This is a genomic window from Helicobacter mastomyrinus (assembly GCF_039555295.1).
Taxonomy (GTDB): Bacteria; Campylobacterota; Campylobacteria; order Campylobacterales; family Helicobacteraceae; genus Helicobacter_C; species Helicobacter_C mastomyrinus.
The window spans coordinates 156729-177143 of the sequence record NZ_CP145316.1 but is presented as its reverse complement, the minus strand read 5'-3'; the positions used below and the strand labels follow the sequence as shown (position 1 = coordinate 177143).

15 protein-coding genes, 2 tRNA genes and 3 rRNA genes are annotated in these 20415 nt (G+C 40.2%); 12 read left to right on the top strand and 8 right to left on the bottom strand.

Annotation, left to right across the window (positions count from 1 at the left end):
* Nucleotides 1-2 precede the first annotated feature (2 nt).
* The 3 genes from V3I05_RS00950 to panD are packed head-to-tail and all read right to left on the bottom strand — an operon-like array spanning nucleotide 3 to nucleotide 1754.
* On the bottom strand, nucleotides 3-1073 hold the full coding sequence (locus tag V3I05_RS00950) for a PDZ domain-containing protein (protein ID WP_295701376.1): 1071 nt from the start codon (nucleotides 1071-1073) through the stop codon (nucleotides 3-5).
* Nucleotides 1066-1389: a YbaB/EbfC family nucleoid-associated protein gene (locus V3I05_RS00945; RefSeq protein WP_300448528.1), complete on the bottom strand. Its 324-nt coding sequence runs from the start codon at nucleotides 1387-1389 to the stop codon at nucleotides 1066-1068. The genes V3I05_RS00950 and V3I05_RS00945 overlap by 8 nt, the downstream gene beginning before the upstream one ends.
* Nucleotides 1390-1391: 2 nt before the next feature.
* Nucleotides 1392-1754, bottom strand: a complete 363-nt coding sequence (gene panD / locus V3I05_RS00940; protein ID WP_343353714.1) for an aspartate 1-decarboxylase — start codon at nucleotides 1752-1754, stop codon at nucleotides 1392-1394.
* A gap of 792 nt (nucleotides 1755-2546) precedes the next feature.
* Between panD and V3I05_RS00935 the strand changes: the two genes are divergently transcribed.
* The 5 genes from V3I05_RS00935 to rrf all read left to right on the top strand — a co-directional run bounded on the left by V3I05_RS00935 (nucleotide 2547) and on the right by rrf (nucleotide 8842).
* A 16S ribosomal RNA gene (locus V3I05_RS00935) occupies nucleotides 2547-4327 on the top strand.
* A 117-nt stretch (nucleotides 4328-4444) separates the two neighbouring features.
* Nucleotides 4445-4521 (top strand) — tRNA-Ile (locus V3I05_RS00930).
* 184 nt (nucleotides 4522-4705) lie between these two features.
* Nucleotides 4706-4781 (top strand) — tRNA-Ala (locus tag V3I05_RS00925).
* A 366-nt stretch (nucleotides 4782-5147) separates the two neighbouring features.
* Nucleotides 5148-8030 (top strand): 23S ribosomal RNA (locus V3I05_RS00920).
* A gap of 696 nt (nucleotides 8031-8726) precedes the next feature.
* Nucleotides 8727-8842 (top strand): 5S ribosomal RNA (rrf, locus tag V3I05_RS00915).
* The 16S, 23S and 5S rRNA genes sit together here with 2 tRNA genes alongside, the layout of an rRNA operon.
* Nucleotides 8843-9331: 489 nt before the next feature.
* Here the strand turns inward: rrf and V3I05_RS00910 are convergent.
* On the bottom strand, nucleotides 9332-10186 hold the full coding sequence (locus tag V3I05_RS00910) for an SLAC1 anion channel family protein (RefSeq protein ID WP_343353712.1): 855 nt from the start codon (nucleotides 10184-10186) through the stop codon (nucleotides 9332-9334).
* Complete coding sequence (locus V3I05_RS00905) at nucleotides 10123-10290, bottom strand: hypothetical protein (RefSeq protein ID WP_300859537.1); 168 nt, start codon at nucleotides 10288-10290, stop codon at nucleotides 10123-10125. Before V3I05_RS00905 ends, V3I05_RS00910 begins: the two co-directional genes overlap by 64 nt.
* 722 nt (nucleotides 10291-11012) lie before the next feature.
* On the opposite strand from V3I05_RS00905, the gene V3I05_RS00900 reads away from it, so the two are divergent.
* The 7 genes from V3I05_RS00900 (at nucleotide 11013) to V3I05_RS00870 (ending at nucleotide 17520) form a co-directional block, all read left to right on the top strand.
* Nucleotides 11013-11468 (top strand): hypothetical protein, encoded by a 456-nt coding sequence (locus V3I05_RS00900; protein ID WP_295702304.1) that lies wholly within the window; start codon nucleotides 11013-11015, stop codon nucleotides 11466-11468.
* Nucleotides 11469-12249: 781 nt separating this feature from the next.
* Nucleotides 12250-12468 carry a KCU-star family selenoprotein gene (kcuS, locus tag V3I05_RS00895; protein WP_300448921.1) on the top strand — a complete coding sequence of 73 codons (219 nt, stop codon included), beginning with the start codon at nucleotides 12250-12252 and terminating at the stop codon, nucleotides 12466-12468.
* Between the two features lie 273 nt (nucleotides 12469-12741).
* Nucleotides 12742-13794, top strand: a complete 1053-nt coding sequence (locus tag V3I05_RS00890) for a microcin C ABC transporter permease YejB (protein ID WP_300448862.1) — start codon at nucleotides 12742-12744, stop codon at nucleotides 13792-13794.
* Nucleotides 13787-14890: an ABC transporter permease gene (locus V3I05_RS00885; protein ID WP_300451852.1), complete on the top strand. Its 1104-nt coding sequence runs from the start codon at nucleotides 13787-13789 to the stop codon at nucleotides 14888-14890. Before V3I05_RS00890 ends, V3I05_RS00885 begins: the two co-directional genes overlap by 8 nt.
* Nucleotides 14891-15065: 175 nt before the next feature.
* Nucleotides 15066-15251 (top strand): hypothetical protein, encoded by a 186-nt coding sequence (locus V3I05_RS00880; protein WP_295702183.1) that lies wholly within the window; start codon nucleotides 15066-15068, stop codon nucleotides 15249-15251.
* Nucleotides 15245-16843 (top strand): ABC transporter ATP-binding protein, encoded by a 1599-nt coding sequence (locus V3I05_RS00875; RefSeq protein ID WP_343353710.1) that lies wholly within the window; start codon nucleotides 15245-15247, stop codon nucleotides 16841-16843. Before V3I05_RS00880 ends, V3I05_RS00875 begins: the two co-directional genes overlap by 7 nt.
* Complete coding sequence (locus V3I05_RS00870) at nucleotides 16837-17520, top strand: 3-methyladenine DNA glycosylase (RefSeq protein WP_295702187.1); 684 nt, start codon at nucleotides 16837-16839, stop codon at nucleotides 17518-17520. Before V3I05_RS00875 ends, V3I05_RS00870 begins: the two co-directional genes overlap by 7 nt.
* Before the next feature lie 13 nt (nucleotides 17521-17533).
* Here V3I05_RS00870 and V3I05_RS00865 read toward each other — a convergent pair whose 3' ends face one another.
* The 3 genes from V3I05_RS00865 to V3I05_RS00855 are packed head-to-tail and all read right to left on the bottom strand — an operon-like array spanning nucleotide 17534 to nucleotide 20395.
* A complete protein-coding gene (locus tag V3I05_RS00865; RefSeq protein ID WP_300448870.1) occupies nucleotides 17534-17863 on the bottom strand; it encodes a YraN family protein in 330 nt (109 codons plus the stop codon).
* Between the two features lie 22 nt (nucleotides 17864-17885).
* The gene (locus V3I05_RS00860; protein ID WP_300448873.1) at nucleotides 17886-19178 is read right to left on the bottom strand and encodes a homoserine dehydrogenase; all 1293 of its coding nucleotides are present in this window, start codon (nucleotides 19176-19178) and stop codon (nucleotides 17886-17888) included.
* Nucleotides 19179-19186: 8 nt separating this feature from the next.
* The gene (locus V3I05_RS00855; RefSeq protein ID WP_343353707.1) at nucleotides 19187-20395 is read right to left on the bottom strand and encodes an LL-diaminopimelate aminotransferase; all 1209 of its coding nucleotides are present in this window, start codon (nucleotides 20393-20395) and stop codon (nucleotides 19187-19189) included.
* Between the last annotated feature and the right edge of the window lie 20 nt (nucleotides 20396-20415).

The window sequence follows — 20415 nt, the reverse complement described above, 5'->3', positions numbered from 1 at the left end:
CCCTACATTTTAAGAAAAATCTCAAGGTCATTACGGACGATGAGAAGCTGTATTTTATCGTCAAATCGCGTATCAAATCGTGTTTGCGAAAGGAGAAACTTTAGCCTCTCAAAACGTTTGTGAGCATTGTCTGTGCTTGCTGTAATAATAGGCTCTTTATTAATCCACAAAATTCTATCCCCTGCACGTAGCTGTGAGAATCGCCCTGCAAGAGATGGGTTGATAGAAATAATAGTCATATATTCATCAAGTTGTATGCCAAAACGTTCTAAGAATGTTTCCCTCAGCAAAAAGCCTCCATAGCGTTGATCGACTTTAACATTAATAGTCATATTTTTGCCATTGCGTTTGATGAGAATTTTTGCTAGAGAATCTTTTTTAAGATTGCTGATTAGCCATTCTGCTTCATCACTTGAGCTGACTTTTGTGCCATTGATAGAGAGAATCTCATCATTTAATCTAAAAGTAGAATCAATAAAGGGGTCAATCATATCTACAATGGCTTTAGGGGAATTAAAACGAACGCCCAAATCACCATAATATGGGGATTTTTGAGAGAGAAATCTATCAATATATTTTTTTTCAATAAATTGATTATTGCCTACACTTATGCCATAGATTTGATAGCAAATATTGCCCAACACACTATTGGCTGACGCGTGGGCGGAAAATCGCGCATAGTTAAGGAAGTTTGTCTGCCTTTTGGTAATATGCCCGGTATGTACTTTCGCATTAGCGCTGATAAAAGCAAGATTCTTATCTTTTAGTGTGCGAGCATCAAGGGGGAGCAATTCATAGCTTTGCTTAGTTTTTGAAGCAGAAATGAGATATAGCCCGATGAAAGGGTCAGCTTTGAGAAGCTTTACATTACGAGGTGGAGTAGGGGAGTAGAGGAGATGGTGCTGCCCTGTGCCATTTTTAAGGCTTATGGCGTATGTTGAACCCACAGGGGTGCTTGCTGCGTTGAAATACTTTATACAATGCGAGTAGTCATAAGCCCACACAGATGTAGCACATAAAAGTGCGATAAAGATTCTCAAAAATAAATGCCTTGAAAAGAGTGATTTAGCCATTTGGTTTGCCACCAAAGATATTAAATCCTCCAAGTCCGCTAAGGAGATTCATAGCAGTTGATTGGCGATTATCCTCTACACTTTTGCGGAGGTCATTAAAGGCGCTGATGAGCAAAATTTGCAAAGATTCTTTATCTTCCAATAAGCTATCATCAATGCTCATATCTATCACTTCACCGCTTCCATTGCAGCTGATACTCACAAGCCCACCGCCACTTTTAGCCGTGAGGATTGTCTGCTTATTTTGCTCTTCTAGTTCTTTTATTGAATCTTGCATTGAGCCGAGCATCGCTCCAAATTCATTTGGGTCAAACATCACTACACCTCATTTATAATAGATAGAATATGATTGTTTTCATTGACTTGCACGATTGTAGGCTTGTAGTATTTTAGCTCCTCTTGTGTATAGGTCGCATAAGCAACGATGATGATAGTATCCCCCACTTGTGCTTTTCGTGCAGCTGCGCCATTGAGGCAGATTTCTCCTTGTTTATCGCCATAAATCACATAGGTGCTAAATCGCTCTCCGTTGTTAATGTTAAGAATCTCCACTTTCATACCGGCTAAGAGATTAGCGCTTATAGCTAGATGTTTATCGATAGTGATTGAGCCAATGTAATTGAGATTTGCATCACTTACGTGGGCACGATGAATCTTTGAATAAAGCATTTCAAATTGCATAAGATTGCCTTGTGTTGTCAAATGGATTAAAAGCACGATTTTAGCATAAAAAGTAAGCGAATGCTATTTTGTCAAGAAAATATTTTATTTTTGGTAAGATAGAGAATATTAAAAGCATTAAGCCCACTTTAAGCTTTATATCTGTAATATTGCGTTCCCATTTGATTGAGCTTCTAGTCTCTTCTTGTAGGTTTTTCGTCAGTTTATAGTTTTTAGTTTTTCTTTAATAAATCACTAAAACCATAATCTAATGTCTAAAATCTATGATATTTAGGATAATGAAGCAAGTTCAAGATTTTAACTAAAACTTGAATACTAGTCTTATGGTTGTTCTTTATCAATATAATCAATGTTTGTTTAGCTTTTAATGTAGAGAGCTTCAAGGTTTTTAGCTTGATTATATTTGGTGCGATCTTTGACATCTAAGCAAGAAAATGAAGTGTTTTGTTACTTTTATAGAGAATAAAAACTTGTATTTTCTTAGTTCATTTCTATACAACTCAATTATGACTTTGAGTAGATTCTAAAAGATGAAACCTTTGCTTCTTTAAAGAGAGCAGAAGGCTTAAGTCATAGAATCTATACTCTAGTCTTTGTGATAAGAGAGACACTAAGAGATAGGACAAGCTTAAACCTTATGGAATATGTTTATGGATATAGAGATATAATGTTTTATACTTTAATATTGCATAGTTTTGATAGAGATTGAATCTATTTTCATAGAAACAGTATCTATACTTTAAATGGAGAGTTTGTATCATATTTATTTATGATTCAAGCTTCCCCATAATTCTTATGGAGAGTTTGATCCTGGCTCAGAGTGAACGCTGGCGGCGTGCCTAATACATGCAAGTCGAACGATGAAGCTTCTAGCTTGCTAGAAGTGGATTAGTGGCGCACGGGTGAGTAACGCATAGGTTATGTGCCCTTTAGTCTGGGATAGCCACTGGAAACGGTGATTAATACTGGATACTCCTTACGAGGGAAAGGGACTCTCAAATAAAAATTCAGTTTGTGGCGGCTTTTAAGGAGTGAGAACATTGCTTCACTGCGGCGTATGTTTAATACGCCTCATTCGCAATAACCTCACAACCTTAAAAATTCACACACAACCTTAGAATTTTTCAATGCTTTGTAGATTTTGTAGGATTCTAGGGTTTTAGATGAGAAATACTTGTTGTGCAGGAAAAATCGTAGCGTAGCATACTCCTTGTATGTGAGCGAGATTTTTACAAACTCAAGTATTTATCGCTAAAAACCGAATTCTTATTTGAGAGTCTCCGCTAAAGGATCAGCCTATGTCCTATCAGCTTGTTGGTGAGGTAATGGCCCACCAAGGCTATGACGGGTATCCGGCCTGAGAGGGTGATCGGACACACTGGAACTGAGACACGGTCCAGACTCCTACGGGAGGCAGCAGTAGGGAATATTGCTCAATGGGGGAAACCCTGAAGCAGCAACGCCGCGTGGAGGATGAAGGTTTTAGGATTGTAAACTCCTTTTGTGAGAGAAGATAATGACGGTATCTCACGAATAAGCACCGGCTAACTCCGTGCCAGCAGCCGCGGTAATACGGAGGGTGCAAGCGTTACTCGGAATCACTGGGCGTAAAGAGTGCGCAGGCGGGCTTGTAAGTCAGATGTGAAATCCTGTAGCTTAACTACAGAACTGCATTTGAAACTATGAGTCTAGAGTGTGGGAGAGGTAGGTGGAATTCTTGGTGTAGGGGTAAAATCCGTAGATATCAAGAGGAATACTCATTGCGAAGGCGACCTACTGGAACATTACTGACGCTCATGCACGAAAGCGTGGGGAGCAAACAGGATTAGATACCCTGGTAGTCCACGCCCTAAACGATGAATGCTAGTTGTTGTGGAGCTTGTCTCTGCAGTAATGCAGCTAACGCATTAAGCATTCCGCCTGGGGAGTACGGTCGCAAGATTAAAACTCAAAGGAATAGACGGGGACCCGCACAAGCGGTGGAGCATGTGGTTTAATTCGAAGATACGCGAAGAACCTTACCTAGGCTTGACATTGATAGAATTTGCTAGAGATAGCGGAGTGCCCTTTTAGGGAGCTTGAAAACAGGTGCTGCACGGCTGTCGTCAGCTCGTGTCGTGAGATGTTGGGTTAAGTCCGCAACGAGCGCAACCCTCGTCCTTAGTTGCTAGCAGTTCGGCTGAGCACTCTAAGGAGACTGCCTTCGTAAGGAGGAGGAAGGTGAGGACGACGTCAAGTCATCATGGCCCATACGCCTAGGGCTACACGTGCTACAATGGGGTGCACAAAGAGACGCAATACTGCGAAGTGGAGCAAATCTCTAAAACATCTCTCAGTTCGGATTGTAGTCTGCAACTCGACTACATGAAGCTGGAATCGCTAGTAATCGCAAATCAGCCATGTTGCGGTGAATACGTTCCCGGGTCTTGTACTCACCGCCCGTCACACCATGGGAGTTGTATTCGCCTTAAGTCGGAATACTAAATTGGTTACCGCCCACGGCGGATGCAGCGACTGGGGTGAAGTCGTAACAAGGTAACCGTAGGTGAACCTGCGGTTGGATCACCTCCTTTCTAGAGATACGTTAAAGCATTCGTTTGTTTTAACATCATCTATAAAGTATAAACATGGAATGCTCTTGCTTAGTTTTCAAAGATCTCCAAATACTTTAGGTTAAAACAAGCTTTAAGGGGCTTATAGCTCAGGTGGTTAGAGCGCACCCCTGATAAGGGTGAGGTCGGAGGTTCAAGTCCTCCTAAGCCCACCAAAAATTGTTCTTTTTGCGATAAAGCACTGATTCTTTATTGTTTTTTTTGGTTATTACCTACTTGGTAACTCCTTTCAAAAACAATTCACAATCAGCACTTTCTCATCAAAAATAACTAATTTTAAATTATCAAACTATTAAGAGAAAGAATATAGAAACCAGATTCTTATCTAATAGTCCTCTTGGGGAATTAGCTCAGCTGGGAGAGCGCCTGCTTTGCACGCAGGAGGTCAGCGGTTCGATCCCGCTATTCTCCACCACTTTTAAGCTTATACTAAAAATGAGAGGACAAACAAAGAAAGCTAAGCTATAAGATTAAGATGATAAAAGATGAAGGGGCACCAAGATATAAGCCTAAAACCTATTATCTTAAGCTATATAAGTCTAAATTGAAGAAGAACTTTATGGATTGTGTGATATAGCATAAAGCAAGAATTACTAAGTCTAATACAAGGATTAATGAAGTGAATAAATAAATTTTTCTAATCTTTGTATTAGACTTTAAAGTCTAAGTGTTATTTGAAATTTTATTGTTAATAGCCTAAAAGTAATTAACTACAATTACGCGATATATTGTTTTATTGTTGTATATCTATACATTCAATAAGGCAGTATCCTTAAGAATGTAAAAAGCTTTTAAGGGCAAATGGTGGATGCCTTGGGTGATAGAGGCGATGAAGGACGTACTAGACTGCGATAAGCTAGGTGGAGCTGTCAAGAAGCTTTGATACCTAGATTTCCCAATGGGGCAACCCAATACCTAGAGATAGGTATTACCTTTTATAGGAGCGAACCTAGCGAAGTGAAACATCTCAGTAGCTAGAGGAAAAGAAATCAACAGAGATTCTCTTAGTAGCGGCGAGCGAACAGGGAAGAGGGCAAACCAGTAGCTTGCTACTGGGGTTGAGGACTGCAATATCCACTATAATCTTTTAGCAGAATACTCTGGAAAGGGTAATCATAGAGGGTGATAGTCCCGTATGTGAAAAGAGATTGTTAGGTAGCAGTATCCAGAGTAGGTCAGGACACGTGAAATCCGGGCTGAAGCAGGGGAGACCACTCTCCAACCCTAAATACTACTATCACACCGATAGCGCACAAATACCGTGAGGGAAAGGTGAAAAGAACCGCAGTGAGCGGAGTGAAATAGAACCTGAAACCATTTGCCTACAATCATTCAGAGCCCTATTGTTTACAAGGGTGATGGACTGCCTTTTGCATAATGATCCTGCGAGTTGTGGTATCTGGCAAGGTTAAGCAAACGCGAAGCCGTAGCGAAAGCGAGTCTGAAAGGGCATTTAGTCAGATGCTGCAGACCCGAAGCCAAGTGATCTATCCATGGCCAAGTTGAAGCGAGTGTAATAGCTCGTGGAGGACTGAACTCGTGCCCATTGAAACGGGTTGGGATGAGCTGTGGATAGGGGTGAAAGGCCAAACAAACTTGGTGATAGCTGGTTCTCTTCGAAATATATTTAGGTATAGCCTCAAGTGATAGTAATAGGGGGTAGAGCTCTGATTGGGCTAGGGCTGCTCACCGCGTACCAACCCCTGTCAAACTACGAATACCTATTACCGTATCTTGGGAGTCAGGCGGTGGGTGATAAAATCAATCGTCAAGAGGGAAACAACCCAGACTACCAACTAAGGTCCCAAAGTTCTATTCTAAGTGGAAAATGATGTGAAGTTACTTAGACAACCAGGAGGTTGGCTTAGAAGCAGCCATCCTTTAAAGAAAGCGTAACAGCTCACTGGTCTAGTGATTTTGCGCAGAAAATATAACGGGGCTAAGATAGACACCGAAGTTGTAGATTGTGCTGATGCACAGTGGTAGAAGAGCGTTCGTATCAGCGTTGAAGGCATACCGGTAAGGAGTGCTGGAGCGATGCGAAGTGAGCATGCAGGAATGAGTAGCGATAAAAGTGGTAAGAATCCACTTCGCCGAAAATCTAAGGTTTCCTACGCGATGCTCGTCATCGTAGGGTTAGTCGGGTCCTAAGACAAGTCCGAAAGGGGTAGTCGATGGAAAATGGGTTAATATTCCCATACCAACATTAGTGTGCGATGGGGGGACGCATAGGGCTAAATGGCGTTAGCTGATGGAAGTGCTAACTTAAGAGCGTAGATTGGAGGAATGGAAAATCCGCCTCTGTATTTGAAACTCCAATAGCTTCAAGCGAGCTTCGGCTCAATTGGAGTGCCATTGATGCCGTCGTGCCAAGAAAAGCCTCTAAGTTTAGCTAATGTTGCCCGTACCGCAAACCGACACAGGTAGATGAGATGAGTATTCTAAGGCGCGTGAAAGAACTCTGGTTAAGGAACTCTGCAAACTAGCACCGTAAGTTCGCAATAAGGTGTGCCTACGCAAGTAGGTCTCAGCAAAGAGTCCCTCCCGACTGTTTACCAAAAACACAGCACTTTGCAAACTCGTAAGAGGAAGTATAAGGTGTGACGCCTGCCCGGTGCTCGAAGGTTAAGAGGATTAGTTAGCAGCAATGCGAAGCTTTGAATTGAAGCCCGAGTAAACGGCGGCCGTAACTATAACGGTCCTAAGGTAGCGAAATTCCTTGTCGGTTAAATACCGACCTGCATGAATGGCGTAACGAGATGGGAGCTGTCTCAACCAGGGATTCAGTGAAATTGTAGTGGAGGTGAAAATTCCTCCTACCCGCGGCAAGACGGAAAGACCCCGTGGACCTTTACTACAGCTTGGCACTGCCGATGGGAGCATTATGCGCAGGATAGGTGGGAGGCTTTGAAGTCTTCACTCTGGTGGAGATGGAGCCATCGTTGAGATACCACCCTTAATGTTTCTGTCTGCTAACTGGCTTATGTTATCCATAAGCAGGACAATGCCTGGTGGGTAGTTTGACTGGGGCGGTCGCCTCCTAAAAAGTAACGGAGGCTTGCAAAGGTTGGCTCATTGCGGTTGGAAATCGCAAGAAGAGTGTAATGGCATAAGCCAGCCTGACTGTAAGACAAACAAGTCAAGCAGAGACGAAAGTCGGTCATAGTGATCCGGTGATTCTGTGTGGAAGGGTCATCGCTCAAAGGATAAAAGGTACCCCGGGGATAACAGGCTGATCTCCCCCAAGAGCTCACATCGACGGGGAGGTTTGGCACCTCGATGTCGGCTCATCGCATCCTGGGGCTGGAGCAGGTCCCAAGGGTATGGCTGTTCGCCATTTAAAGCGGTACGCGAGCTGGGTTCAGAACGTCGTGAGACAGTTCGGTCCCTATCTGCCGTGGGCGTAGGAAAGTTGAGGAGAGCTGTCCCTAGTACGAGAGGACCGGGATGGACACGCCACTGGTGTACCAGTTGTTCTGCCAAGAGCATCGCTGGGTAGCTACGCGTGGATGTGATAACCGCTGAAAGCATCTAAGCGGGAAGCCAACTCCAAGATAAACTTTCCCTGAAGGTCGCAGCAAGACTAGCTGCTTGATAGGGTAGATGTGTAAGCATAGTAATGTGTTTAGCTGACTACTACTAATAGACCGCTTGGCTTTTTATATAAGGGATACTGCCTTATTGAGTGTATGAGACAATCAATAAACATATCGTGTAATATTTGTAGTGCTTTTAGATTCTATTCTATCTATCAAGTAGATAGAATAGATGGAGAGAAGCAAGAGTAGTTATCTAAAAGGCTTTTAACAATGTATTTCCTTAAAGACTTAAGGAGAGCATAAAAATCTTAAGCTATGATTATCGATTATCAAAGTAAAGATATTTATGGTGAGGCATAAGCTATTATTTTAAGACTAGAGTTAGCTACATTTCTTAACTTTAAGCCTTGAATGTAGTCTTGCTTTTTATAGATAAAGAGAGAAGTGATATATCCTCCTTCATACTCTTACCTCAAAAAAGCACTTCATTGCCTACAAAAAGATTGTAAAGCAATCCTTAAAGAAAAATGGAAATAAGAGCATAGATTAATATCTCTATAAGGTATCACAATTCTAAGAGCTTGAATAGTAGAAACCTTGAAGCTTAAAATGCTTTTAAGAATAAGCGCAAGGCTTTGTTCTGCTTCTTAAAGAGAGCAAGGTTTTTAGAGTGAAGAATCTCTACAGAGTGAGCAAATCCTCAATAGCACTAAAAAGTTTAGCTTTAAACCTTTATAAAGTAGGGTTGGCTCAATCTTAGCTTTGCTTTAATCTTTTAATAAAGATTAAGCCTTAGTAGCTTATGCTTTTATTTCCCTTTTTCTTGTGTCTATAGAGAGAAGGCAACACCTAGCTCCATTCCGAACCTAGCAGTTAAGCTTCTCTTCGCCGATGATACTGCACTTTTCAAGTGTGGGAATGTAGGTCGATGCAGGGATAGGGGAATACTTCTTTTACTGCTTTCTTAGAGATTTTTTACATTACTATTTTATACAAATTCCATTTTTAATATATAAAATATTTGCAGAGATTGGGCTTTTTTATTGTAGCCGTATTTGTAATATTGATAAAAGGAGATAAAGCCTAATTGGTTTTACTTTCATAGTGGATTTATAAGGATTAAATTTTTAAAGATTATGGGGTTAAATGCGTAATCTTAAAACTTAAATTTATAAGCGAAAGTAATGTTTTTATAAGAGAAAAGAGCGTTTTTACTTGGATAGTATGAAGGATTTATAAATAAATTATTTGCTTTTAAGTTGTTGTGAAGATGTGTGGTTTTATATAAAGAATCTTAGAATAAAGTAAAGGCTTTTATTTTTACTTTGTTTATATTTGAATAGGAAATTTATTGAGATAGGTTCTATCTTGTTAAGGTTTTGAACTTTTTGCTTTGAAAATATAAAGGGTTACTTATAATATAGAGTTACTCTTCTTTCCAAATCTCCCCTAAGATAATTGCTTGTATTGTTTTTATTCCTACAAATAGGATAATACAGGTTGTGAGTATAAGAGAAAGGAAACACAAGAAATAATATAGCAAGATAGAGGTTTTTTCATATGCTACAAGGAGTGCTAGTGTGAGGGCAGCAAAAGGAAAGGTAAACGCCCACCACGAGATAAAAAATTTGATTTTATAGAAGTTTTTTGCAAGGGCAAAGAGGATAAGGGTAAAAATAACAGCAATGTTTAGAAGAATTTCAGCAAATAAATCAAATTCTCCATTGTTGATTCTAAGATAACCTAGCATTGCAACAGCAGGAGGAGCGATAAAAATAGCAAGTGTGGGGAGAAATTTTTGGGCTAACATTCCGTGAAAAATAATGCGATTAAATAAAATTGCCGTAAGGATAATCCAAAAAAAGATTCCTAAGGAAAAGAAAAACATCAAGAGAGTGTGATTGGCAAATCCTACCCCAGCCGTTGTTACAAGGAGATTCCCAACAACGGGAATAAACCAAGCAGGATTAGAATGCGCAAATTCTATATCTTTGTTAAGCCAATAAGTAATGGCATAAAGGGCGATGAAGATTTGGAATCCTGCAGCAAGGGAAAAAAGCGTGTGAGAAAGAGGGGTAATGTTGTGAAATATATTTGAAAGAAGTAAAGCCGACATAGAGATTGCAGCAAAAAAATTGAGTTTTACAGGGTGAGTGAATTCACTCAAAATGGCTTGCGGATATTTCAAAAGTTTAAGTATATAAAAGCAAAAAATAATCAATGAAAGAGTTGAAACAATGACACAAAGAAACTGAAATAAAATGGGCGGAAAAGAAAGCACTTCAGTAGCTTTTTATAGTCTAGTGTAAGCCCTCCAAGTCCCATTATGATAGCAAATATCATCACAGGAAAATATTGCAAACGAGATGATTTAGTCTCTTCCATAATGACCCCCTTATGGTTTGTAAGCATTAGAATCTATTTATAAAAATGTTCATTATATTTGTTATTTGCAATTATTGCTTAAATGCAAAGATGTTTTTGGCACGAAGTTATGAGGTTTTTAATTGTTGATACTTGTTACAATTCTATTGCACCATTTATGATAGGAATGCTCTAGCGAAGATTTTAAATACAGAAGTATGAACTCGTGTTAACTCACAGGTATCGAATTAGCTCAGTAATGTATGCTTCACCCCCTTCCTGTTATAATTGCTTACTGCATTACTCTTGTCCTATGATGGTTTTTAAGAGGTTTTACAAGTGCGGAATGAGAGAGTAGGTTGGCGGAATGTCTTCTTTTTTAATATTTATGCTATGAAAACTAAGTGAGAAAGTGATAGGATTATCTATGAAGACTTATTATTTTTTTAGGGCTATATCGATAGCATTTCTTAATATTTTTTTGCTGGGGGGGGGGAGTGAAGAGTGTATCCCTGAGCGATAAAGGAAAAACTTTTTTGTATAACTTCATAAGATTCTATTAGACGCCTTGGGCAATTGAGACATAGAGTGGAGGATTCTCACGGATAGGGATTAATAGTGCGTATTTACACCATATTGCAGGAGATAGTCGCATAGATAACGCACAGCTTATAATTACAATTTTCAAAATGGCATTATATTGGGCTATGACGAGACACTTGGAGCCAGTATAGGCAATACTAATGATATTTATCTCTTACAAGGTGCAAAAAAGCTTACCACAACTATCCCTAGGGGCTATACCTTTTTTTGATTTTGAATTTTACGTAGACTATTACATTGCAGGACGTAAGTATGATAAACCACTCTATATGAGCACAGGATATAAAAGAACAAAATATGCAAATAATTCTGGCAATACATCTGTTTTTTGGGATTTGCCGAATGTATTACTCATTAAAGTGCGAGGCAATATAGCCTTAAACTCCACTTGGATTTTTGAATATCCCCTTGCTTATGATATAGGCTTAAGCGCTACAATGGTAGTTATTGATGATAGCAATTCAAAGTATACTCTTTCTACCAAAAGTGGCTATGGACTGCGTTTAAGCACGAGAGCGAGATATTATGTAAGCAAAAACATATTTTATATTCGTATGTTTATGCATTTCAAAAGCAACGGACAAGTGATGGCGTGAGTATTAGTATTCCTGTAGATAGCGATAAATCAGGTGTGACAAAAGATGCACGTACAGTGGTGCATTACCTATCTTCAAACACAAGCTATGCAGGCTTACAATTTGGTATAGGATATTAAGGAGGGAGCGATGAAACATTAAGATTTGACTATGCGCCAGGAATCTACACAGGCATTATTTTAGATCCTGATAATCTCGATAGGGATGGACGCAGTTTGCAACAATAAATGATTCAATGGCTGGGTATAATATGCTAAAAACCTTAACACCCCTCACACACTTTATTTGCAAAGTGGCTTAGGCTATCATCTTAATCATAATAAAAAATAGCAATAAAACGTTATTAGCGTTATTTCTGTCTGCTTATTGAAGTTGAGGGAGAACCTTTAATAATCAAAAGTTTGCCCTCAACTATGGCGGAGGGCATCGCTATTTTATTTTTGAGAATCATTTCAGTGAACTAGGACAGCGTGGATAGAGAATCTTAAGGTTACACAAAAAGAGGGCTTCAACCCATCAACCTTTATCAAGGCAAACTTTTTCAATAAGTGGTGAAGTGAAGTGGAGAGTTACGCTCCTTGTAACTAATTCTATGAGTATTGAAGCATAGAAGGTTTAAAACGAGAGTAATAACAAATGTTTAAGTGGTGAAGTGAAGTATTACTATGAGTAAAAAACAGCACACATCGCCCTTTCTTTCAATATAGCTTTGTTAAACCAAATACGTTATATTATTCCTAAGATTCTAAAAAGAGCGTGTAATATGAAAAAGCACAAAAGAATGCGTTTAAGGACTCTCTTTAGATTATGGTGGATAAAACTCACATTACTTTATAAACGAAGTGATAGATTTTTTCATTTGTTAGTAGGTATGCCAAGCTATGATAAATACCTAGAACATATGCAAATCCACCACCCCGATAAGATTCCTAAAACGCAAAAAGAATTTTTTACCCAAGCCTTAGAGGCAAAATATGGCGCAGGAAGCATAAAATGCTGATAGAGAGTATCTCGCAAGGTTTGCGACAACAAAGGCTCATAATTGCTATTGGGATGTAGTCGCTCCATTCGTACGGAGTGTTCGCTAGATTGCCTTCTTACTCCACGTTTGCAAAGTAAATCGTCTTTAGAAAAATCTTACAAGTGTGAGGGCAAAGCTCACATGCGCCTAAAAGAATAGAGTTGTAACTACCTTGCTTATCAAGTTTTGAGGTTTAGAATCTCTATGTAGAATCTCTATGTAGAATCTACGCGATTGATACAAGGAGAAATAATGCTAAGCTACATTGTCAAACGATTAATACTCATTATCCCCACACTCATAGGCGTGATGAGCATTAATTTTTTGCTTATGCAGCTCTCTCCTGGTGGTCCTGTGGAGCAGACTATCGCTAAAATAGAGAATCTTGGGCATTTAAGCGAAGCCTCAACAGGCTCAAACGCTCTCTACAAAGGTTCCGTAGGCTTAGAGCCTGAACTCATCGAGGAGATTAAAAAACTCTATGGTTTTGATAAATCTTTGGGTGAGCGCTATGTGCAAATGCTGTGGCGTTTTGTGTGTTTTGATTTTGGCGAGAGCTTTTACGCACAGCAGAGTGTGTTGTCTATCATTGTTCAAAAGCTCTCTGTGTCTATATCGCTTGGGGTTTTTAGCACATTGCTTATCTATTTTATTAGTATTCCACTAGGCATTGCTAAGGCAGTGCGGCATGGCTCATGCTTTGATGTGATAAGTAGCATTGTCATTGTCGTGCTTAATGCCATTCCCGCCTTTATGTTTGGCGTGGTGCTTATCGTGCTTTTTTGTGGGGGGAGCTATTTTGAGCTATTTCCTTTGCGAGGACTAGTAAGTGATCATTTTGAGAATCTAAGCGCTTGGGGGAAGCTTAAAGATTATCTATGGCATTTGTGTTTGCCCGTGTTATGTATTAGTATAGGGGGCTTTGCCACATTGAGTATGCTAAGCAAAAACTGCTTTTTAGAGGAGATTCATAAAAGTTATGTGGTATGTGCGAGGGCAAAGGGTGGGAGTGAAAATCATATCTTATACAGGCATATTTTCCGCAATGCTATGCTTTTAGTAGTGAGCGGATTCCCTGCGGTATTTGTGGGGGCGTTTTTTAGTGGGAGTTTGCTTATAGAGATTATTTTTAGCCTTGATGGATTGGGGCTTTTAGGCTATGAAAGTGTGGTGAATCGTGACTATCCTGTCGTTTTTGGCACACTCTATATTTTTACTTTTATCGCCTTAGCATTAGGGATTATCACTGATATTTGCTATTACTTCATTGATCCACGCATCCACTTTGGGGGCAAAAATGTTTGACAAACGCATACTTCAAGTGCGCTATCAAGTCTTTAAGCAGAATAGACGTGCATTTTACTCATTGATACTTTTTATTGCGTTCTTTGTTTTGAGTGTGGGAGCAGAATTTATCGCTAATGACAAGCCGCTTTTTATCTACAAAGATTCTAAAATGTATTTTCCTGTGTTTGTGAATTATACCGAAACGGCTTTTGGTGGGGATTTTGATACGTGGTGTGATTACCTTGATAACTATGTGAGGGAAGAGCTTTTAAAGGATGCTTTTGTCATTTATGCACCTATCCCATATAGCTATAATAGCATCATTATGGATTTAGACACACAAGCCCCTAGCCCTCCGGATTCCAAACATATACTTGGCACAGATGATAAGGCGCGAGATGTCGCTGCACGGCTGATTTATGGGTATAGAATTTCCATTTTATTTGCGTTAATTTTGTCTGTATGTAGCGTGGTGATTGGCGTGTGCGCGGGGGCTGTGCAGGGCTACTATGGCGGAGGAGTGGATTTGGTAGGGCAGAGAATCATTGAAATTCTCAATGCTGTACCTATTTTGTTTGTGATTATCATCATTTCAAGTGTGTTTGAGGCGAATTTTTGGTGGATTCTATGCGTGGTGCTACTTTTTTCGTGGATGGTGCTTGTAAATCTTGTCCGCGCGGAGTTCTTAAAAGCGCGGAATCTAGAGTATGTCCGCGCGGCAAAGGCTATGGGTGTGAGTGATGTGAGAATAATGTTTGCGCATATTTTGCCTAATGCGATGAGTGCTACGCTTACTTTCACGCCCTTTATTATGGCAGGAAGTATTGCCACATTAAGTAGCCTTGATTTTTTGGGCTTTGGTATGCCTGTGGGTAGCCCAAGTTTGGGGGAACTTCTCGCACAGGGTAAAAACAATCTCACCGCCCCGCATTTAGGTATCACAGCGTTTGTTGCGCTATGTGTGCTACTCTCAATCCTCGTTTTTATCGGTGAGGGTTTGCGTGATGCTTTTGACCCGTATATCAAAGTGCATTTAAATGATACAAATACGGCAAATAAGGTAGAACACAGCGATAAAATCGCAAACAGCGGAGGGCATAATGAAAACCTTTAAAACTCACTTAATAACCAAACGAAGTGCGGTTATTAAGTGTATCGTTTTATCCTCGCGCTTTCACCGCTGCGAGATTTGTCTTTTTTTGCAAAAGGACTGCATGGTGCGAAGCAAATTTTACACCTGCGAAGCAGACCTACGCTGGAAGCTTTAGCGACAAAATCGAGGAGAAATGATGAAAATCTTTAAAAATGCCCTTGATAACCAAGCAAAGCGCGGTTATCAGTGTATAAACTTTAGGCATGAGTGTGGATTTACTCCACACGAGCAAGACCTACGCGGTGGCTTTAGCCACATACGGACGAAGTGTTTATCCACGCTTACAAACAGCGTAGGCAATAATAAGGGCATATTATGCTAAAGATAAATAATTTATGTGCTACTTTTGCACATTCTCATCATTTTGCTTTGGATAACATCTCCTTACATATCGCACCACAGGAAAAAGTCGCTTTGGTTGGAGAATCTGGCTCGGGCAAAAGTATGCTTGCACAGCTTATTTTAAAGCTACAAAGCAATGTCATCGTGCAGAGTGGCGATATATGCTTTAATAACACAAGTCTTTTAGGACTAGATTCAAAGCAAATGCGTTTTTTACGTGGAAAGGATATTGCCTATATCCCCCAAGAGCCACTCTCAAGCCTTAATCCACTCCATAAGGTAGACAAACAAATTTTAGAGAGCTTTTATCTCCATAGCGATGTGCTATACCCGCATTTGCGTGGCAAGGCATTGAATCTAAAGGCACAAGAGAGACTAGAAGAACTTCTAAGCCTTGTGGGTTTGAATGCAAACCTTGCTGAACGTTATCCTTTCGAGCTAAGCGGAGGGCAAAAGCAACGCGTAGCCATAGCGATGAGTATTGTCAATAATCCTGCTTTGCTTATTTGTGATGAGCCTACAACTGCGCTTGATGTCCTTGTGCAAAAGCAAATTATGGACATGCTTTTACGTTTAAGCACAAAAAGCGCGATTTTGTTTATTAGCCACGATTTGGGTGTTGTGAGAGGGTTTTGTGATAAGGTTGCCGTGCTAAAAGATGGCAAAATAATAGAATCTCGCTCTACAAAAGATATTTTTCACAAGCCTAAACACCAATACACGACATTTCTTATAGAATCTTTAAACCTCCCTCACAGAGATAACACCACATTTGTAGATACAGATTCGACTTTAAGGGCAATGCATTTTGATGTGCAAGTGAGTCAAAGGAAATTTTTCAAGATACATTATAAGACATTGGTTTCAAATGTGTGCTTTAATGTGAGAAGTGGGGAAATTCTAGGCATAGCTGGAGCGAGTGGTAGTGGTAAATCAAGCCTTGCACTAGGTATATTGCGATTACTTGAAATAAAAGGAGAGCTGTATTTGCACAATACGCAAGTTGAGACAAAAGTTTTAAGAAAAAAAATTAGCATTGTATTTCAAGATCCTTTTTCATCACTCTCTCCAAGATTCTGTGTGGGGGATATTATCGCAGAGGCGTTGGGAGGGCGATTTGAAACATATAAAGATAAAGTGATATGGGCTTTAGAATCTGTGGGATTAAGCGCATATCATGCCCAAAGCTATCCTTTCGAGCTAAGCGGAGGGCAAAAGCAACGCGTAGCCATCGCCCGTGCTATTGTGAGAAAACCTGATATTTTGCTCCTTGATGAGCCTACCTCTGCCCTTGATAAAAGCTCCCAAAAGCTTATCCTTACGCTTTTGTTATCCCTGCAAAAGCAGCTACGTATGGCATATATCTTTATCACGCATGATTTAGAAATACTCCGCGCCTTGAGCGATAATATATTGATTTTGCACAAAGGGCAAGTGGTAGAATCGGGCAAGAGCAAAGAAGTCTTTGCCGCTCCGCAAAGCAGCTATGCTAAAAGCCTTATAAATGCGTTTTTCTCACAAGCACAGGATTTGAGGGAAACACAAGATATTTATAAGGATAATGAATGCTAGAATCAAGCTTTAGCTTACTTAAAGCACTAAAACAAAAGCATTTGCTATATGATAAGCCAAGCTGGTGGTGGGCAAATCACGGGCATTTTGAAGTTGTGTTAGGGGCGATTTTAGTGCAAAATACGCAATGGAGCAATGTAGAGAGAATGCTTCATTCTATGCAAAATACGGGAATTCTAAGCGGAGATTCACAAATGGATTTAGAATCTATGGCACTGGTGGATTCTATGGTATTGCAATCCCATATCATTGGCTTACAGCGGCAAAAATCCGCCTATATTATCAAACTTTCACGAGCAATATTAAGCGATTTTGGGAGCTTTGAGAACTTTAGGCAAAATGTGGATTGTGAATGGCTACTTGCACAAAAGGGCATAGGGCGTGAGAGTGCATATGCGATACTCAACTATGCGTGTTTGCGGGAAGTGATGGTTGTTGATAGATATACCTATAAGCTACTATGTCATTTGGGTAGGGAGATAGAGGACTATGAGGAATTAAGAAGATTCTGTGAGGAAGGCGTGAGGGAGAATCTTAACTTAGTCTATGAACTATACCCGCAGGATATGAGTTTAGCGCAGATTTTCGCGCGGTTCCACGGCAAGATTGTAGAATTTGCTAAGGCAAAGGGTGATATGGCGCATTTGGCTAAAGAGATAGAATCTTGCTACTTCTAAAACCAAACCGATCTTAACACAAGGTGATATTTTCAATCAATTCGCATTTGCCATTTTTGATAATCAAGGCATCAAGGCAGTAAGCCTTTGTTATATTATGTGTGGATAAATACAGCCCTATAGCTTTTGTGAGTTTTGTAAGTTTAAGGGGCGTGATATTTAAAAGCGGCTCAAAGTTTTTACCGCTTTTAACCTCAATAAAATGCAGCACATCATCTCTAAAAGCGATAATATCAATCTCACCATATCGTGCGTGAAAATTCCGCTCTATAATCTCAAAGCCCCTCTCACGCAAAAATATACAAGCACTCTCCTCTGCTAAATCACCCTTTTTGCGGCTCATTTTCATCTCTCATTGTATTTAGCTAATCTTCAAGGCGCATTTTATAGGGCTTCTGCACGATAGAAGGGAGCGATTCTAGCTCATTTAGCGCGTGATTGACATTTTTTTCATAGCAATGATGTGTAGAAAGCAGCATTTTTGCGACATCTTTATCATCGGTTTCTTTTTGCAAAAATGCACCAATAGATATATTGTGCCTCCCCAGAATCTGTGATACCTGCCCTAGCACACCGGGTTTATCGCTCACATATAAACGTATATAATAGCGTGAATATATCTCATCTTTGCTCTTTAGCCGAATATACTTACTATCTTCTAAGGCACGCTCAAAGCCTAACATTGCCGCATTCTCACCTCTGGCAATAGCTATTATATCACTCACCACAGAGCTTGCCGTAGCATCACCTCCAGCCCCCGCTCCATAATACATACTCTCTCCTACACAATCCCCAATCACACTAATGCCATTCATCACGCCATCAACCTTGCTTATCATCGCATCTTTTTTTATCATACAGGGATGAACGCGCAATTCTATATCGTGTCCTTGTTTTTTCGCAATGCCAAGCAACTTAATTGTATAGCCAAATTCGCAAGCAAATTCTATGTCATCAGGCATAATCCCTTCAATCCCCTCGATGAGAATCTGCTCGGGCAGGGCGTTAATACCATAGGCTAGAGAGGCAAGTATAAGGAGTTTATGCCCCGCATCACCACCGCTTATATCAAGCGTAGGGTCAGCTTCTGCATAGCCGAGATTCTGTGCTTGTTCGAGTGCGGTGTAGAAATCCTGCTTATGATTTTGCATTTGCGTGAGAATATAATTGCTCGTACCATTAAGAATCCCGCGGATAGTAAGGATATGATTCGCATTTAAGCCATCTTTTAGCACACGGATAATGGGAATCCCCCCGCAAACACTCGCCTCAAAGCCTACAGGCACACCATTTGCTAGATGCGCAATATCATAGCGATGATAGGCTAACATTGCCTTATTCGCGGTAACAAAAGCCTTTTTCGCGCTCAATGCCTTTTTAGCAATCTCATAGGCAAAGCCCACACCGCCCATTAACTCGACAATAATCTCTATTTGGCTATCATTTAGCATATCATCGACATTATCGCTTACTAACACCTGTGTGTTCAGCTCCTCTAGCTTTTTGTAAGCCTTTGCTTTATCACGCACCACAACGCGCTTTAGGATAACCTCCTTGCCCGCCCGTGCATTAATAATTGCACGATTAGCAATCAATGCCTTTAGCACACTGCTCCCAACCACGCCAAAGCCAATCATACCTACAATGAGTTTTGACATTTTTACCCTTATTGAAATTGTTTTAAAAATGCTTTGAGATTCCGTGCGGCTTGGCGGATACGTTTTTCATTTTCAATAAGTGCGATTCTCACATAACCCTCACCATACTCACCAAAGCCTACCCCTGGGCTAACTGCAATCTTTGCTTCCTTAAGTAATCGCTTAGAAAACTCCAAACTTCCCATATCACCCACACATTGAGGAAGTTTCGCCCAAATAAACATACTTGCCTTAGGCTTTTGCATATCCCAACCAGCCTCGACAAAGCTCTTAATCAGCACTTCCATACGTCTCTCATATTGCAATTTAATCTCCTCTACACACGATTGATCGCCCTCGAGTGCGATAGTTGCAGCGATTTGTAGGGGCGTGTAGATTCCATAATCTATCCAGCTTTTAATCTTTTGCAAGGCTTGAATGATTTTTTTATTCCCCACGACAAAGCCAACCCGCCAACCCGCCATATTGTAACTTTTTGATAATGTATAGCTTTCTACGGCTACGTCCTTCGCTCCCTCTATTTGTAAAATACTTGGCGTCTTAAACCCATCAAAGCATAATTCCGCATAGGCAATATCAGAAATAATATAGAATCTCTCCTGTTTTGCCATCGCCACCAAACGCTCATAAAATGCTTTATACACGACAATGGTTGTAGGATTATGAGGAAAATTCACTACTACAAACTTTGGGCGGGGCATTACCTCCCTTAACACGCGCTTAATATTACTAAAAAAATCCTCCACATCAAGCTCCATTTGCTGATTCCACTTTAGCCCAAAGGTAGAGACATTTGCACCATTGAGGATAAAGGCATAATAATGGATAGGATAAGCTGGCTCTGCTACGATGGCATTATCACCCGGATTTGCAATGGCTTGCACAAGATGCACATAGCCTTCTTTGCTTCCCATCGTTACACAAGCCTCATTCTCCGGGTCTAAATCCACATTGTAGCTGCGTTTATACCAATTACAAATCGCCAAACGTAGCTTGTAAATCCCGCGACTAACAGAATAGCCCTGATTTTTCTCTTTTTGTGCAGCTTCACAAAGCTTTTCCACTATATGCTTTGGTGTACTACCATCAGGATTCCCCATTGAGAAGTCAATCACATCTTCATTGTTGCGGCGCATTTCTAGCTTAATCTCATTAATGGCAGCAAATACATACTTAGGTAAACGTTTTATCTTATCAAACTCAATCTCATCAAACATCGCTTACTCCTTATATTTAC

Bases quoted from the DNA above. Each gene is read 5' to 3' on its own strand.
- V3I05_RS00950 (WP_295701376.1), bottom strand. From the start codon at position 1,073: ATGGCTAAATCACTCTTTTCAAGGCATTTATTTTTGAGAATCTTTATC.
- V3I05_RS00945 (WP_300448528.1), bottom strand. From the start codon at position 1,389: ATGTTTGACCCAAATGAATTTGGAGCGATGCTCGGCTCAATGCAAGAT.
- panD (WP_343353714.1), bottom strand. From the start codon at position 1,754: ATGCAATTTGAAATGCTTTATTCAAAGATTCATCGTGCCCACGTAAGT.
- V3I05_RS00905 (WP_300859537.1), bottom strand. From the start codon at position 10,290: ATGGAAGAGACTAAATCATCTCGTTTGCAATATTTTCCTGTGATGATA.
- V3I05_RS00900 (WP_295702304.1), top strand. From the start codon at position 11,013: ATGATATTTATCTCTTACAAGGTGCAAAAAAGCTTACCACAACTATCC.
- kcuS (WP_300448921.1), top strand. From the start codon at position 12,250: ATGCGTTTAAGGACTCTCTTTAGATTATGGTGGATAAAACTCACATTA.
- V3I05_RS00890 (WP_300448862.1), top strand. From the start codon at position 12,742: ATGCTAAGCTACATTGTCAAACGATTAATACTCATTATCCCCACACTC.
- V3I05_RS00885 (WP_300451852.1), top strand. From the start codon at position 13,787: ATGTTTGACAAACGCATACTTCAAGTGCGCTATCAAGTCTTTAAGCAG.
- V3I05_RS00880 (WP_295702183.1), top strand. From the start codon at position 15,066: ATGAAAATCTTTAAAAATGCCCTTGATAACCAAGCAAAGCGCGGTTAT.
- V3I05_RS00875 (WP_343353710.1), top strand. From the start codon at position 15,245: ATGCTAAAGATAAATAATTTATGTGCTACTTTTGCACATTCTCATCAT.
- V3I05_RS00870 (WP_295702187.1), top strand. From the start codon at position 16,837: ATGCTAGAATCAAGCTTTAGCTTACTTAAAGCACTAAAACAAAAGCAT.
- V3I05_RS00865 (WP_300448870.1), bottom strand. From the start codon at position 17,863: ATGAGCCGCAAAAAGGGTGATTTAGCAGAGGAGAGTGCTTGTATATTT.
- V3I05_RS00860 (WP_300448873.1), bottom strand. From the start codon at position 19,178: ATGTCAAAACTCATTGTAGGTATGATTGGCTTTGGCGTGGTTGGGAGC.
- V3I05_RS00855 (WP_343353707.1), bottom strand. From the start codon at position 20,395: ATGTTTGATGAGATTGAGTTTGATAAGATAAAACGTTTACCTAAGTAT.